Annotated in this window: 16 protein-coding genes and 1 pseudogene; 14 read left to right on the forward strand and 3 right to left on the reverse strand. The window is 72.4% G+C overall.

The window, feature by feature from the left end; genetic code table 11:
* Positions 1-19 precede the first annotated feature (19 nt).
* The gene (locus tag ABH926_RS08600) at positions 20-985 is read left to right on the forward strand and encodes a TrkA family potassium uptake protein (protein WP_370364862.1); all 966 of its coding nucleotides are present in this window, start codon (positions 20-22) and stop codon (positions 983-985) included.
* Positions 986-1083: 98 nt separating this feature from the next.
* On the opposite strand, the gene ABH926_RS08605 is transcribed toward ABH926_RS08600, so the two are convergent.
* The gene (locus ABH926_RS08605; RefSeq protein ID WP_370364863.1) at positions 1084-1929 is read right to left on the reverse strand and encodes an HAD-IB family hydrolase; all 846 of its coding nucleotides are present in this window, start codon (positions 1927-1929) and stop codon (positions 1084-1086) included.
* Positions 1930-2640: 711 nt separating this feature from the next.
* Between ABH926_RS08605 and ssd the strand changes: the two genes are divergently transcribed.
* The 7 genes and pseudogenes from ssd to ABH926_RS08640 all read left to right on the forward strand — a co-directional run.
* Positions 2641-4398: a septum site-determining protein Ssd gene (gene ssd, locus ABH926_RS08610; protein ID WP_370364864.1), complete on the forward strand. Its 1758-nt coding sequence runs from the start codon at positions 2641-2643 to the stop codon at positions 4396-4398.
* On the forward strand, positions 4395-5843 hold the full coding sequence (locus ABH926_RS08615; RefSeq protein WP_370364865.1) for a TadA family conjugal transfer-associated ATPase: 1449 nt from the start codon (positions 4395-4397) through the stop codon (positions 5841-5843). The genes ssd and ABH926_RS08615 overlap by 4 nt, the downstream gene beginning before the upstream one ends.
* Positions 5840-6652: a type II secretion system F family protein gene (locus ABH926_RS08620; protein ID WP_370364866.1), complete on the forward strand. Its 813-nt coding sequence runs from the start codon at positions 5840-5842 to the stop codon at positions 6650-6652. Before ABH926_RS08615 ends, ABH926_RS08620 begins: the two co-directional genes overlap by 4 nt.
* Positions 6649-7353, forward strand: a complete 705-nt coding sequence (locus ABH926_RS08625; protein WP_370364867.1) for a type II secretion system F family protein — start codon at positions 6649-6651, stop codon at positions 7351-7353. Before ABH926_RS08620 ends, ABH926_RS08625 begins: the two co-directional genes overlap by 4 nt.
* A gap of 15 nt (positions 7354-7368) precedes the next feature.
* Positions 7369-7548 (forward strand): DUF4244 domain-containing protein, encoded by a 180-nt coding sequence (locus tag ABH926_RS08630; protein WP_370364868.1) that lies wholly within the window; start codon positions 7369-7371, stop codon positions 7546-7548.
* The gene (locus ABH926_RS08635; RefSeq protein WP_370364869.1) at positions 7548-7958 is read left to right on the forward strand and encodes a TadE family type IV pilus minor pilin; all 411 of its coding nucleotides are present in this window, start codon (positions 7548-7550) and stop codon (positions 7956-7958) included. The genes ABH926_RS08630 and ABH926_RS08635 overlap by 1 nt, the downstream gene beginning before the upstream one ends.
* A pseudogene (locus ABH926_RS08640) lies at positions 7909-8205 on the forward strand (Rv3654c family TadE-like protein); the annotation flags it as partial. The gene ABH926_RS08635 and the pseudogene ABH926_RS08640, both read left to right, overlap by 50 nt.
* A gap of 555 nt (positions 8206-8760) precedes the next feature.
* Here ABH926_RS08640 and ABH926_RS08645 read toward each other — a convergent pair.
* Positions 8761-9357: a hypothetical protein gene (locus ABH926_RS08645; protein WP_370364870.1), complete on the reverse strand. Its 597-nt coding sequence runs from the start codon at positions 9355-9357 to the stop codon at positions 8761-8763.
* 232 nt (positions 9358-9589) lie between these two features.
* Here ABH926_RS08645 and ABH926_RS08650 point away from each other — a divergent pair, with 232 nt between their 5' ends.
* Together ABH926_RS08650 and ABH926_RS08655 are read left to right on the forward strand one after the other, a co-directional pair.
* Complete coding sequence (locus ABH926_RS08650) at positions 9590-10144, forward strand: peptidylprolyl isomerase (RefSeq protein WP_370364871.1); 555 nt, start codon at positions 9590-9592, stop codon at positions 10142-10144.
* 153 nt (positions 10145-10297) lie between these two features.
* The gene (locus ABH926_RS08655; protein WP_370364872.1) at positions 10298-11362 is read left to right on the forward strand and encodes a rhomboid family intramembrane serine protease; all 1065 of its coding nucleotides are present in this window, start codon (positions 10298-10300) and stop codon (positions 11360-11362) included.
* 69 nt (positions 11363-11431) lie between these two features.
* Here the strand turns inward: ABH926_RS08655 and crgA are convergent, their stop codons facing one another.
* Positions 11432-11686, reverse strand: a complete 255-nt coding sequence (crgA, locus tag ABH926_RS08660; RefSeq protein ID WP_370364873.1) for a cell division protein CrgA — start codon at positions 11684-11686, stop codon at positions 11432-11434.
* A gap of 78 nt (positions 11687-11764) precedes the next feature.
* On the opposite strand from crgA, the gene ABH926_RS08665 reads away from it, so the two are divergent.
* Genes ABH926_RS08665 through ABH926_RS08680 form a run of 4 tightly spaced genes read left to right on the forward strand, consistent with a single transcriptional unit; the run spans position 11765 to position 14199 of the window.
* Complete coding sequence (locus ABH926_RS08665; protein WP_370364874.1) at positions 11765-12577, forward strand: DUF881 domain-containing protein; 813 nt, start codon at positions 11765-11767, stop codon at positions 12575-12577.
* A gap of 18 nt (positions 12578-12595) precedes the next feature.
* Positions 12596-13315, forward strand: a complete 720-nt coding sequence (locus ABH926_RS08670) for a class E sortase (protein WP_370364875.1) — start codon at positions 12596-12598, stop codon at positions 13313-13315.
* 60 nt (positions 13316-13375) lie between these two features.
* Positions 13376-13534 (forward strand): hypothetical protein, encoded by a 159-nt coding sequence (locus ABH926_RS08675; RefSeq protein ID WP_370364876.1) that lies wholly within the window; start codon positions 13376-13378, stop codon positions 13532-13534.
* 29 nt (positions 13535-13563) lie between these two features.
* Positions 13564-14199, forward strand: a complete 636-nt coding sequence (locus ABH926_RS08680; RefSeq protein ID WP_370364878.1) for an aminodeoxychorismate/anthranilate synthase component II — start codon at positions 13564-13566, stop codon at positions 14197-14199.
* Positions 14200-14216: the final 17 nt, after the last annotated feature.

The following is a 14216-nucleotide window of genomic DNA, read 5'->3' on the forward strand; positions in this document are numbered from 1 at the left end:
CTCGGGCCCTTTGTGGGGGGTGTTCAAGCGGGTCCTGCTGGCGCTGGGGATCCTGGTGCTCTCCGCGGTGATCGTCTATCTGGGACGCGACGGCTACCGCGACTCCTCCGGCAAGCCCATCGGCTGGCTCACAGCCTTCTACTACGCCACCGTGACCCTGTCGACCACCGGCTACGGCGACGTGGTGCCGGTCAGCGACTCGGCCCGGCTGATCAACACCCTGGTCGTGACGCCGCTGCGCGTGCTGTTCCTGCTGGTGCTGGTCGGCACCACCCTGGAGGTGCTCACCGAGCGGACCCGCAACGAATGGCGGCAGGAGAGGTGGAGGTCGAAGGTGCGGGATCACACCGTCGTGGTCGGCTACGGCACCAAAGGCGGCTCCGCCGTACAGACGCTGCTGAAGAACGGCCACAGCCCGGAGTCCATCGTGGTGGTCGACACCGATCCGACGCGGATCGCCGAGGCCAACCGGCGCGGCCTGGCCGGCGTGGTCGGCGACGGCAGCCGCGGCGAGGTGCTGGAGCGCGCGGAGGTGGCCAAGGCCAGGAACGTGGTGATCAGCGCCGAGCGTGACGACACCGCGGTGCTGACCACCCTCACTGTGCGCCGCCTCAACCGCCGCGCCACGGTGGTGGCCTCGGTCCGGGAGGCCGAGAACGCCCCGCTGCTGCGCCAGAGCGGCGCCTCCTCGGTGGTCACCAGCTCCGACACCGCCGGGCAGCTGCTGGGCGTGGCCACCATCAGCCCCCGGGTCAGCCAGGTCGTGCAGGACCTGCTGTCCTACGGCGACGGCCTGGAGCTGCTGGAGCGCCCGGCCGACACCGGCGACGCGGGCAAGGAGCCCGGGGCGGTGAAGGAGCCGGTCCTGGCGGTGATCCGCGGGTCGCGGACCATGCGCTACGACGACGTGGCGATCGGCACCATCGAGCTGACCGACCGCCTGGTCGTGGTGCGCTCGGTGCACAACCGGCGGCCAGGGGCCTGAGACCGCCCGAGATCGCCTCGGATCAGCTCAAGCCACCCTCAAAGCCGCTTCAACCGCCCGAGGGCGCCCCGGACCGTCTCAGAGCTTTACAGACCGGGTCAGGCCAGTCCGGAGCCGCGCCGGCGCCGCCCGCGCGTCCCCAGCCACCAGATCGTCCCGGCCGTGGCCAGCGCCAGCCCGAGCGCCGTCCCGGAGACCGCGGGCCTGGCGGCCAGTTCGCCCACCCGGGAGCGCAGCGCCACCGGCTTGTCGAAGACCAGGATCGGCCACTCGCGGGCCGTGGCCTCCTTGCGCAGGGCGCGGTCGGGGTTGACGGCGTAGGGGTGGCCGACGGACTCCAGCATCGGGACGTCGGTCGCCGAATCGCTGTAGGCGAAGGACCGGCCCAGGTCGTAGCCGCGCTCGGCGGCCAGCTCCACGATCGCCTTCGCCTTGTTCTCGGCGTAGGCGTAGAACTCGATCTCCCCGCTGTACTTGCCGTCCTCGCCGACCGCCATCCGGGTGCCGATCGCCAGGTCCGCGCCGAGCATCTCGGCGATCGGCTCGACCACCTCCGAGCCGGAGGTGGAGACGATCACCACGTCGCGCCCGGCGGCCTTGTGCTCGGCGATCAGCGCCGCGGCCTCGGAGTAGATCAACGGGTCGATCAGGTCGTGCAGGGTCTCGCCGACGATCTCCTTGACCTGTTCGACGTCCCAGCCGGTGGCCATGGCCGACAGGAACTGCCGCATCCGCTCCATCTGGTCGTGGTCCGCGCCGCCGGCCAGGTACACGAACTGGGCATAGGCCGTCCGCAGCACAGCGCGCCGGTTGATCAGGCCACCGTTGTAGAACGACCGGCCGAAGGCCAGGGTCGAGGACTTGGCGATGATCGTCTTGTCCAGGTCGAAGAAGGCCGCCGGACGGCCCGCGCCATCCGCACGTGCGTCCGCATGCTCATCCACACAATCGAGGATAGCGTCGTTGGTAGGTCCTACGCCGGGACCGCTTCAGTTGCGCCCTCAGTGACGGCTTTGAAGCGCAGTTGCGCCCGGTAGAGGGCCTCTCTTCAGTCATTCGGCGTAATGGATGAGGGTGGGGTTTGCATTCTGCGAGCCTCGGGTACACCATGGAAGTCACGGATCGTTCGCGACCGTGCTACCACGGCCCGGCTCCTCCCCCCCGAGCCTGGTCGTGGAGAAGACCCCCGCTCTCCCCCCCGGCGGGGGTCTTCACTTTTCCCACTTCGGCGCCCCGCCCGCCGTCCGCCGGTCCGCCTCCGCCGGGCCCCGGTTGTGCTGACAACCGGTTCGCCGCACCGGCCCGCGCCCGCTCTCCGAGCCCTGATCCCGCCCCTTCCCGGGCGGCTCGAGCAGGGATCGGTGACAGATCCCGCGCGGATCCGGCGCAGTTCCCGCACAGTTGCGACAACAGACGTTCGGATATTTCGTTGTCGGGTTTTGCCCTTACCTGAGAAATCCACAAGTTCGCACACGAACTAAGACCGCGCATCCAATAACAGCGTGGCCGTTAGACCGAACGGGGGATAGCCGTTATCCCCAACCCGGGTTTATCCACAAGTGCTTCCGCCGCTCCTGGCGCCCTCCGCGTTTCCTCGGCGACCGTGGGCCGGTGCCCCGCCGACCGAAGGCGGGCCCCGATCCCAGGGAGCCGCCATGCCAGACCTCACCCAGCATCCGGTGCCCGGCCGGCCGGGCCGCGGCCGCCGTCCCGACCCCCCGCCCCGCCCCGGTCGGGGCCCGACCCCGGCCCCGGCGCCGCTGGCCGTGACCTCCGATCCGGCGCTGGCCGAGGCGCTGCTGCGGGTGGCCGCCGAGGCCGGCGTGCGGATCGACATCGTGCCCGGTCCCAGCGCCGCGCGGCACCGCTGGTCGGCCGCGCCGCTGGTACTGGTCGGCGCCGACCAGGCCGGCGAGGTGGCCCGGGCCGGCCTGCCGCGCCGGCCGGAGGTGGCGCTGATCGGCCGCGACCTGGACGACGCCTCGGTCTGGCAGCGCGGCAGCGCCGTGGGCGCCGCGCACGTGCTGATCCTGCCGGACTGCGAACGCTGGCTGGCCGGGCTGCTCGCCGAGGCCGACAGCCCCCGCGAGGAGCCCGGAGCGGTGGTCGCGGTGCTGTCCGGGCGCGGCGGCGCCGGCGGCTCGACGCTGGCCGCCGCGCTGGCCCTGGCCGGCGTCCGGCGCGGCCTGCGCTGCACCCTGGTCGACCTGGACCCCGCCGGCGGCGGCATCGACCTGCTGTTCGGGCTGGAGACCGAGCCCGGACCGCGCTGGTCGGAGCTGGCGCAGTGGCGCGACGGCCGGCTGTCCGGCCGCTCGCTGCGGGACGCGCTGCCGACCTACGCCGCGCACTCCCGGCACGGCCTGGCCGCGGGCCTGGGCCTGGCCGCCGACGGCGCGGACCGGCTGCCGGTCCTGGCCTGGCCGCGCGCCCGGCCGGGGGAGGGGCCCGAGGACGACGGCCCCGGCTGGCTCGGCGCCCGGCCCTCGGCTCCCGAGGACCCCTGGTACGACAGCGGGACGCCGGCCGACCCGGCGAAGGCGGACCCCTGGCTGGTGCCGGACGGCCCGGCCCGCGGCGGCGACATTGCCGCCGGATCCGGGAATCCGTTGTTCGGCACGACATCCCCTGACATCAACGAGGATCTGACCGCCACGGACGATCTGCGCTCGACTGAGGATCTGTGGTCCGGCGGCGATTCGCCGACCCGGAAGGAAACCGCCGCTCCGGGGCCGGGTGGACGCCGCTTCAATGCTGACGCCTCATCAGCGGAATCCCTTTCCGGGGCAAGCGTGATCGCCTTGGAAATCTCTGATTCAGAGGGATCCGGCGAAGTCGCCGACGGTTCCGCGAGCCGCGACCGGATCGGCGGCGCGGCGCGGGCCGCGACCCGGCCGCGGCGCGGTCTGCCGATCCTCACCTGGCCGCGCACCCGGACCGACCTCCCGCTCCCGGCGGTCGCCGCCGAGCCGGTGCGCGCCGTGCTCACCGCCCTGGCGCAGGCCGGCGATCTGGTCGTGGTGGACCTGCCGCGGGCCCTGGACGAGGCCGCGACCGAGGCGCTGGCCCTGGCGAACGTGGCGCTCATGGTGGTCCCGGCCGAGGTCCGGGCTTCAGCGGCGGCCTCGCAGCTGGCCGCCGCGGTCCGGCTGATCACGCCGGACCTGCGGGTGGTGGTGCGGCTGCCGGCGCCCGGCGGGCTGGAACCCCTCGACATAACGGATGTCATGGGCGGTCTGCCGCTGGCCGGGGTGATCAACGCCGACCGCCGGCTGCCGATCGCCGCCGAGCACGGCTATCCGCCTGGCGCCAGCGCCCGGGGCACCGTGTCCGCCTTCTGCCGGGCCTTCCTGGAGGACCTGTTCGCCCTGCCGTCCGGACGGCGCGGCTCCGAGTCCCGGGTGGCGGCATGAGCGCCCCGGCCCCCGCACCGATGCCGCTGCCGCTGCCGCCCTCCGCTCCGCTGTCCCCCGCGCCCCTACCCGGATCGGAGCGGCTGCGGCTCAACGCCGCGCTCGTGGACCGGGTCCGGACCCGGCTGGCCACCCCGCCGGTGCGGATCGACATGCAGGCCATCCTCGCCGCGCTGCGCGCCGAGGGGTGCATGCTCGACGGCCGCGATCTGCGCGCGGCGGCCTACCAGGTCCGCTCCGAACTCACCGGGGCCGGAGTGCTGGAGCGCTTCCTGGCCGACCCGGAGGTCACCGACGTCCTGGTCAACGCGCCGGATTCGGTGTGGATCGAGCGGGCCGGGACGCTGAGCCGGGCCGACGTGCGCTTCCCCGACGAGGCCGCGGTACGGCGGCTCGCGCAGCGCCTGGCCGCCCACGCCGGACGCCGGCTCGACGACGCGGCACCGTGCGTGGACGGCGTCCTGCCCGACGGCGCGCGCCTGCACGCCGTGCTGCCTCCGGTGGCGGTCCGCGGAACGCTGATCTCCCTGCGAGTCCCGCCGCGCCGGGCGTTCACCGTCGACCGGCTCTGCGCCGGCGGACTGACCACCGAGCACGGCGCGCGCCTGCTGCGGGCCGTCGCCGCGGCCAGGGTGTCGTATCTGGTCACCGGCGGAACCGGCAGCGGCAAGACGACCCTGCTCGGCGCGCTGCTCGGCCTGGTGCCGGCCGACGAGCGGATCGTGGTCGCCGAGGAGTGCGCCGAGGTGGTCGTCGACCATCCGCATGTGGCGCGGCTGCAATGCCGGATCGCCAATCAGGAGAACCGGGGCGCGGTGAACCTGCGAACGCTGGTCCGGCAGGCGTTGCGGATGCGGCCGGACCGGGTCGTGGTCGGCGAGGTGCGCGGTCCCGAGGTGCTGGAACTGCTGGCGGCCATGAACACCGGCCACGACGGATGCGCGGCGACCCTGCACGCCAACGGGGTCGAGGACGTCGTGGCCCGGGTCGAGGCCCTGGCCGCCCCGGCCGGTCTGGAGCGCGACGCGCTGCACGCGCAGTTGGCCTCCGCGGTGCAGGCGGTCGTGCATCTGGTGCGGGACAAGGGAAAACGGCGGCTGGCCTCGATCGGCGTCACCGACCGCGGGTTCGGGCAGACCGAGGTGCTCCCCGCGGTGGACTTCGACACCGCGGGCACGGCGTCCTACGGGCCCGGCTCGGACCGTCTCAGCTCCCTGTTGGGCTTCGACGTCCGGGACAGAACTGAGGAACCGTCTGAAGAACAGTGCACCGCGGATCCCGACGACGATCTGGAGAAACTGGCCGGCTGGCAGGAGGCGCTGGCCGCCGCCGACCGTCTCCTGCCGGTCCTCAAGAGCACCGGAGGCGATGGCGGCAGTGGCTCCGACGCACCGTTCGTCGCCGACTACGGCCCCTCCCCGACCCGCCGAGGAGGCCGCCGATGAACTCCGCGCTGGCCGGGATCCTGGCCGCCTCGGCGGTCCTGGCCTTCCCGGGGCCGGGCACGCGCCGCCGCCTGCAGACCGCCGTGCTGGGCGGCCCCCGGGACCCGAAATGGCGGCTGCGGCTGGCCGGCGCGTGGCCGACGGTGCTGTCGGCGATCGCGGTGGGCGTGCTCAGTTCTCTGCTGGCCCGCTCGACGGTCCTGGCGTTCCTGGTGCCGCTCGGCGCGTGGCGGGGGTACCGGGCGTGGACCGCGCACACCGCGCGGCTGGCCGTCGAGCGGCGGCAGACGGAGGTCATCGAACTCTGCGTCACCATCTGCTCCGAACTGCACGCCGGCCGGGAGGCGCGCGACGCGTTGCGGGACGCCGCCTCCGCCGCGTGCCCGGATCTGGCGGTGCGCCTGGCCGGTCCACTGTCCACCGGGGACGATGTCGTGACCGTGCTCCGCTCGGCCGCCGGGACGCCGGGACGTGAGGCGCTCGCCGCGCTGGCCGCGTGCTGGCAGGTCGCCGAGGGCGGCGCGGGCATGACCGCGGCGATCGGGGAGTTGGCCGACGGGCTCCGCGCCGAACGCGCGCAGCGCCGCGAGCTGGACGCCGAGCTCGCCGGGATCCGCACGTCGGCGCGGCTGCTGGCGCTGCTCCCGGTAGCCGGGCTGATCATCGGCTCCGGTATGGGGCTCTCACCGATCCCCATGCTCCTGCACACCGGCGTCGGCGAGACCTGCCTGGTGCTGGGCATCGCCTTCGTCCTCGGCGGCGTGCTGTGGATGGACCGCATCGCGCGGTCGGCGGAGGCTCTGTCATGACCGTCCTGGGAGTCGCGTTCACCGGTGTCGTGGCTGGGGTCTCGGCTGGCTTGTCAGTGCTCTGTTGGCCGCAACGGCAGCAGAGCCATCCCGCGCGCCGGCTGGCGTTTCTGACGACGCAGAACTGCGCGGCCGATCCCGCGCGCTCGCGACCGTGGGCCGGTTTTCTCAAACATCTGAGAAACAACCCCTGGAGCGCCGCCCGCCACGAACGACGGCACGGCGAGGCAACGGCGCGCATATGTCCCATCGCCGCGGATCTGCTGGCCGCGTGCCTGGCCTCCGGCGCCGATCCGCTGCGCGCCGCCGAGGTGGTGGCGTACTGCCTGCGGCCTCCGGGACGGCTCAGCAGCCTCGGCGAACAGGCCGCGGCCGAGATGGCCGACCGTTTCCAGGAGGTCGCGCACCTGCTCCGGCTCGGCGGCAACCCGATCACCACCTGGCGGGTGGTCGCCGCCGAACCCGGACTGCGCCCGGTCGCCGAGGCCATCGGCCGGGCCGGCCTGTCCGGCGCCCCGCCGGTCGCCACGATCCGGGCCTGCGCGACGGATCTGCGCAAGGAACGGCACGCCGCGAGCACGGCCGCGGCCCGTCGCGCCGGGGTCCGGGGCGTCGCCCCGCTGGCCGGCTGCTTCCTGCCCGCCTTCGTCCTGATCGGCGTCGTCCCGATCGTCCTGGGCCTGGCCCACCACCTGCTCTGACCGGAAGGAAGAACCATGAGACACCCCATCGGCCGAAGACTCCGCCGCGACGACGGCATGTCGACCGTCGAGTACACCCTGGGAACCCTCGCCGCCTGCGCCTTCGCCGTGATCCTGTACAAGGTGATCACGAGCCCGATGGTGCAGAACGGGCTCACCGCGGTGCTGCGCAAGGCTTTGAACACGGCGTTCTGATGCGCCGGCCGGGACAGCCCAGACAGCCCGATGCCGGCTACGCCACGGTCGAGGCGGCGCTGGCCATTCCGAGCCTGGTGCTGTTCACCGTGGCGCTCGCCGGGATCCTGGCCGGTCTGGCGACACAGATCCGCTGTGTCGACGCCGCACGCCTGGGCGCGCGCGCCGCGGCCCGCGGTGAGCCGGCCGCAGCCGTCCAGACCGCGGTCGCCCGCGCCGCTCCCGGCGCGACGGTGCGCATCACGACAGAAGACGGCCTGATCCGCGTCTCGGTCGCCGCGCCGGTGGCCGGACTGCCGATGCTGCGGGCGTTCACCGTGCACGCCGAGGCCTACGAGGCCGACGAAGCCACCGTGGGAGATGAGGGAGGTGAGGGAAGTGAGAACCCAGACGACGCACCGGGTCCGTGACCGGGGCTCGGCCACGGTCTACGCCGCGCTGCTGGCGGGCCTACTGACCGCCCTCACCGGGGCGGTACTCGCCCTCGGCGCCGCGGTCCTCGCCCGGCACCGGGCCGGGGCCGCCGCCGATCTGGCGGCGCTGAGCGCGGCCGTCCACGCCGATGCCGGGGAAGTGCCCTGTGACTGGGCGCGGCGGGTGGCCGCCGCCCAACGCGCCAGGGTGATCCGCTGTGCCTGCGACGGCCCGGTGTGTCTTGTCGGCGCCGCTGTCGGGACGCCATGGGGTGCCGCGGCCGTGACCAGTCGCGCCGGTCCGGCCGACGATCCCGTCGGGCAGGGCGGCGTCGGGCCGGGCACCGTCGGGGTCGAGCGCGGTGCCGGCCTGGAAGCGCAGACCGCCGGTCTTCCGGCCGCTCCGGTCACCCCCGCCTCGCCACCCCACGGAGCCCCACTCGTCCCATCCGCCCCAGCCGTCGGCGTCCGCGTCGTCCTCGCCGAAACCGAGCCACCGGCTCGCGCGCCGGCTGCGGCGTGCGGCCAGCTGCGCGCACCGCGCCCCGGACCGCTGCATCCCCACGCGGAGCAGCCAGAGCGCGATCACGAAGACCCAGCCGAATATCGCGCCGGTGAGGAAGACCTGCGCCGTGGTGGTCTGGACGCCCACCCCCAGGAAGACCAGGTGGTCCCCGCCGGTGCTGGAGGCGGCAACTCCGGTGGCGATCATCACCACGAGGCTGAGCAGCCCCAGCGCGACGGCTATCATCCCGCGACCCCTTTCGGTGGGGTGGTCGGATCAGGCGGGAGGCGGTGCTCAGGGCCAGCGGTTGGCCGGCGACTCGCGCCGGCCGGACTCCATGGTGTCGTCCGCCGAGGCCCGGCTGTCGCGCTCCTGCCAGCGGCCGACCGGCTCGACGTCGGTGTCGGTGTCCAGGATCCACACGCTGTCGGCGTTGGACCGCGACCGGCGCCACCACAGCAGGCCGACCGCGCCGGCCGCGCCGAGCACCATCAGGCCGAGCGGGGCGCGCCCGCGCCGGGCCGAGGTCACCACGGCCACCGGCATGACCGAGGCGATCCGCGTCATCGGCGAGGGCTGCGGGGCGCCGTACCGGATGGCCTGCCAGGCCGCGCCGCCGCGGGCCGCGGCCTCGGCGGCCACCGGGCGGGCCCGCTCGGCCATCACCGCGGCCGCGACCGAGGCCCGGTCGGCGACCTGCTGGGCGACCACGTTCGCACGGTCGGCGACCTGCACCGCCGTGCCCTGTGCGACCCCGGCGGCCTGCATCGCCGCGGACTGGGCGGTCCCGGCCGCTTCCGAGACCGTCTGGGCCGCGCCGGAGGTCCTGTCGCGGACGGCGCAGCGCGCCCGCTCCATACGACTGGCCGGCTTTTCGTGACTGAACGGCATCCTCATCGTCGCCTCGCCTCTCCTCACATCTGGTGTTCACCGCTGCCCGGCGGCCCCGTCGGGCAGCGCCGCCGGAAGCAGGGTCGACCTGGCAAGCGGCTCGAGTTCGTGCCTGCCCGGCCTCCCCTCCAGACAACCTCACTCAGGGCCATTGGGGCTACTCAGAGGGTGAGCGTGCTTCCGTGCGAGGATGGAGAGCGTCCATACGACAGAAACCGAAAGGCAACAGACTGTGGCCGAGAACCTGTACGCCACCATCAAGACGAACCACGGTGACATCGTGGTGCGGCTGCTTCCGGACTACGCGCCGAAGACGGTCGCCAACTTCGTGGGTCTGGCGGAGGGGACCCGGGAGTGGACGCACCCCGAGACCAACGAGACGTCGACCAAGCCGCTGTACAACGGCACGATCTTCCACCGGATCATCCCGCAGTTCATGATCCAGGGCGGCGACCCGCTGGGCCAGGGCTTCGGCGGCCCCGGCTACGTCTTCGACGACGAGCCGCACCCGGACCAGACCTTCAACGACCGCGACTACCTGCTGGCCATGGCCAACGCGGGTGTCCGCAACGGCAAGGGGACCAACGGCTCGCAGTTCTTCATCACGGTGCCGACCCCGCGCCGGCCGACCCACCTCAACGGCAAGCACACCATCTTCGGTGAGGTCGTGGACGCCGACAGCCGCAAGGTCGTGGACGAGATCTCGGCCGTGCCGACCGGTGCGCAGGACCGTCCGCTGAACCCGGTCGTGATCGAGAGCATCGTCGTCGAGCGCCGCGAGGGCTGAGCCCGGCACGCGCGGGGCCCGGAGGAAACTCCGTGCCCCGCGTGTTCGTTTCCTCTACATTCGATCCGGCCGATCGAAACCGGAACCTTCGCGTCGCAGTATCAAAAGAGGACCACCGTGACGATGCCGCCAGGCAGCCCAGGCAGCCCTTCCGTGCCCGCGACCGAACTCCCGGCCTGCTACCGGCACCCGGGGCGGGAGGCGCAGATCCGCTGCACCCGCTGCGAGCGCCGCATCTGCCCGGAGTGCATGGTGCCGGCCTCGGTCGGGTTCCAGTGTCCGGACTGCGTCCGCGGCGGCGCCCAGCAGGTGCCCAAGGCCCGGTCCCCGTTCGGCGCGGTGCTGCGGCCCCGGGTGGTCCCGGTGGTCACCTACAGTCTGATCGCGCTGAACTTCGTGATGTTCGGCCTGCAGCACATCGTCGGCACCTCGCAGGTCGGCGCGGCCGGCGGCGGGGTGTTCCAGGTCAACACCCTGGACATGCGGCTGGAGCTGATCGCCAAGGGCACCTGGGTGGACGGCCAGCCGATAGGCGTGGCCAACGGCGAGTGGTACCGCCTGGTCACCTCGATGTTCCTGCACGCGAACATCGTGCACATCGCCTCGAACATGATCTCGCTGTTCTTCATCGGCCCGATGCTGGAGGCGATGCTGGGCCGGCTGCGCTTCGCGCTGGTCTACCTGATCGGCGGCCTGGCCGGGGCGGTGACGTCCTACTGGTTCATGACCGCGCTGAGCCCGGCGAGCCTGGGCGCCTCCGGCGCCATCTCCGCGGTGTTCGGCTGTCTGGTGGTGATCGGGCTGCGGCGCAAGATCCTGGACCCCGGCATGATCGTCGTGGTGCTGGTCATCAACATCGTGATCCCGCTGCAGAACACCAACATCGACTGGCGCGACCACGTCGGCGGCGTGGTGGCCGGGGCGCTGATCGGCGCGGTCTACGCCTACGCCCCGGAGCTCATCGGCCTGTTCGGCAAGGCCAGGGCGCCGCGCGAGCAGCAGGTGCGGCTGCTCAACTGGCTCGGCTTCGGCACCATGGCGGTGGTGCTGGCCCTGGCGATCGCCGCCACGGCCGTGCACACCGCCCATCTGAACGATCCGGCCAACCGGACGCGCACCGTCGACGGCGCAGCGTACTCACCCGGTGTGACCAGGGTCATCACCGACGGCCCGGAGAGTTATCCACAGGCTTCCGGTGCTTATCCACACTGGGGATAAGCCTGTGGACGTTGTGTTAGGCAGCAGCCGGGCACGGTCGGTGACGACAGCACGCAGAACGCTCCGCCGCTACTTCCACTTCATGGACGCGATGAAGCCGGTGATGATCAGACCGAAGCCGACGGCCATGTTCCAGCCGCCCAGCGCCGACACCGGGTACGTCATGTTCGACAGGTAGTAGACGACTATCCACAGCAGGCCGAGCAGGAAGCACCCGACCATCAGCGGCAGCACGACCCGGTTCCCGGTGTCCAGCTTGATCGGCTGCTTCTTGTCCGGCGGCGGGGTGTACGCGGCCTTCTTGCGGACCTTCGACTCGGGCACGGTTCACTCCTGGATTGCTCGGCTGCTGTGCGGCCTCGATCGGGCATGCGACAGGGTGCGTCCGATAGCGTATCCGCCATGGCGTCAGGGCGCGATCAGCTGGACGAACCCGAAGCGGGAACCGGCCCGGAGCCGGCCGGCGGACGCGGGCCCCTCCGGCCCTCCCGGGTGGCTTGGCACACCGGGGTGGTGCTGGTGTTCGCCCTCGCCGGGGCGCTGTTCCTGACGGCCAGGGACACCGCGAACGGCCAGGGGGACATCCGGCCGGACCGGGGAGCGCAGCTCTCCGACGTGATCCGGGCGCAGAACGCCCACAACCAACAGCTTACCGAGCAGGTGGCGGCCCAGCGCGCGAACCAGGACGCGCTGACCCGGGCCCAGAGCGCCGACGCCCGCGTCAAGGCGGCCCAGGACCAGGCGGACGCGCTGGCCGGCCGGGTCGCCCTGACTCCGGTCAGCGGCTCGGCCCTGGCGGTGACCCTCAACGACGCCCCGCCGAACACCCAGCCCGCCGCCGGGGCGCCGGCACCGCAGCCGGACTGGCTGATCATCCACCAGCAGGACGTGCAGGCCGTGGTGAACGCGTTGTGGGCCGGCGGCGCGACCGGGATCCAGCTCATGGACCAGCGCCTGGCCCCCACCTCGGCGGTGCGCTGCGTCGGGAACACCCTGCTGCTCCAGGGGCGTGTCTACTCCCCGCCCTACGTGATCACCGCGGTCGGCGACCCGACCAAGCTGCGCGCCTCGCTGCTGGCCGCCCCGGCCGTGCAGACCTACCTGGAATACGTCAGCGCATACGGCCTCGGTTGGGACGTGAAGGCACGCGATCGAGTGACACTCCCGGGCTACACCGGCCCGCTGGACGTGTCGTTCGCCTCCCCGGCCCAGTAATGCCGACAAACTGGCGGAATGTGGGCTGACCGTGCGCGAACAGCGATCCGATCCGTCGGTGAGATCCTGATCACGCTCGGCATGGTGCTCTTCCTGTTCTGCGCCTACCAGCTCTTCTACACCAATGTGGTCGCCGACGAGGCGATGCAGTCCGAGGTCTCGGACCTGCACAAGCTGTGGGGCGAGACGCCGGCCGCGCGCTCCGCCGCGCCGGCGGCCACCGGCCCGTTCGACACCGCCGACAGCCACGGCACCGCCGGCGCCGCGTTCGCGATCCTGCACATCCCGCGGCTCGGCGACAAGTCGATCCCGGTCCTGCAGGGCACCACCCTGGACCTGTTGGGCCGCGGAGTCGGCCACTACAAGGACTCGGCCATGCCGGGCCTGGTCGGCAACTTCGCCGTCGCCGGGCACCGCAAGACGCACGGCGAACCCTTCCGCTACCTCGACGAGATGCGCGCCGGCGACCTGATCGTGGTCGAGACCGCCGACGCCTGGTACACCTACCGCGAGGACCGCGACCCGTTCATCGTCGACCCGACCGACCTCGGCGTCGTGGCCCCGGTCCCGGACCACCCGGGTGCGACGCCCTCCCGGAAACTGATCACGCTGACCACCTGCAACCCGTGGTGGGCCTCCACCCAGCGCATGATCGTCACCGGCGAGCTGATCGGCCGGCAGCCACGATCGGCTGGCGCGCCCCCGGCATTGACGGTGAACGCCCCCAAGTTCCAATAGGACTCTGGTAAAACCTCATAGAGAGCTCTATAGAGAAGTCTGTAGAGAGAGGAGTTGGCGATGTACGCGTTTCTGTGGCGGCACCTTCCCGGGCCCGTCTACGCGAGGATCCTCATCGCCCTGGCCGTCGCGGCCTTGGTCGTGGTGCTCCTGTTCGGCTGGGTCTTCCCCTGGATCGAACCGCTGATGCCGTTCAGCGGCAACACCGTCTCCCAGTAGCCGCTCCCCGCTGCCGGTAGGCTCACCGCATGGCAGCGCGGATCCTGGTCGTCGACAACTACGACAGCTTCGTCTACAACCTCGTTCAGTACCTGTACCAGCTCGGCGCGGAGTGCGAGGTGGTGCGCAACGACGCGATCGGCGTCGAAGCCGCGCACGACTACGACGGCGTCCTGCTCTCTCCCGGCCCGGGAACGCCCGAGGAGGCCGGCATCTGCGTGAAGATGGTCGGCTACGCGGAGCAGCACCGGATCCCGGTCTTCGGCGTCTGTCTGGGCCTGCAGTCCATCGCGGTGGCGCACGGCGCCGTGGTCGGCCGCGCCCCGGAACTGCTGCACGGCAAGACCAGCACGGTCACGCACGACGGCGCGGGCGTCTTCCAGGGCCTTCCGGATCCGTTCACCGCCACGCGCTACCACTCGCTGGCCATAGAGCCCGACACGCTGCCGGCGGACCTCGTCGTCACCGCGCGCACCGACTCCGGCGTCATCATGGGCATCCGGCACCCCGAACTCCCGGTCGAGGCGGTGCAGTTCCACCCCGAGTCCGTCCTCACCGAGGGCGGGCACCGGATGCTGGCGAACTGGCTGACGGTATGCGGGGACGCCGGAGCGGTCGAGCGCTCCGCCGGACTCGCACCGGTGGTGCTGAGCGCAGCGAACTAGAGAACAGCGCATAGCGA

The organism is Catenulispora sp. GP43 (assembly GCF_041260665.1).
In the GTDB taxonomy this organism is placed as follows: domain Bacteria; phylum Actinomycetota; class Actinomycetes; order Streptomycetales; family Catenulisporaceae; genus Catenulispora.

Coding starts and splice junctions, on each gene's coding strand:
- ABH926_RS08630 (WP_370364868.1), top strand. CDS start 7,369: ATGAGACACCCCATCGGCCGAAGACTCCGCCGCGACGACGGCATGTCG.
- ABH926_RS08625 (WP_370364867.1), top strand. CDS start 6,649: ATGACCGTCCTGGGAGTCGCGTTCACCGGTGTCGTGGCTGGGGTCTCG.
- ssd (WP_370364864.1), top strand. CDS start 2,641: ATGCCAGACCTCACCCAGCATCCGGTGCCCGGCCGGCCGGGCCGCGGC.
- ABH926_RS08665 (WP_370364874.1), top strand. CDS start 11,765: ATGGCGTCAGGGCGCGATCAGCTGGACGAACCCGAAGCGGGAACCGGC.
- ABH926_RS08620 (WP_370364866.1), top strand. CDS start 5,840: ATGAACTCCGCGCTGGCCGGGATCCTGGCCGCCTCGGCGGTCCTGGCC.
- ABH926_RS08680 (WP_370364878.1), top strand. CDS start 13,564: ATGGCAGCGCGGATCCTGGTCGTCGACAACTACGACAGCTTCGTCTAC.
- ABH926_RS08635 (WP_370364869.1), top strand. CDS start 7,548: ATGCGCCGGCCGGGACAGCCCAGACAGCCCGATGCCGGCTACGCCACG.
- ABH926_RS08670 (WP_370364875.1), top strand. CDS start 12,596: ATGTGGGCTGACCGTGCGCGAACAGCGATCCGATCCGTCGGTGAGATC.
- ABH926_RS08645 (WP_370364870.1), bottom strand. CDS start 9,357: ATGCCGTTCAGTCACGAAAAGCCGGCCAGTCGTATGGAGCGGGCGCGC.
- ABH926_RS08615 (WP_370364865.1), top strand. CDS start 4,395: ATGAGCGCCCCGGCCCCCGCACCGATGCCGCTGCCGCTGCCGCCCTCC.
- ABH926_RS08675 (WP_370364876.1), top strand. CDS start 13,376: ATGTACGCGTTTCTGTGGCGGCACCTTCCCGGGCCCGTCTACGCGAGG.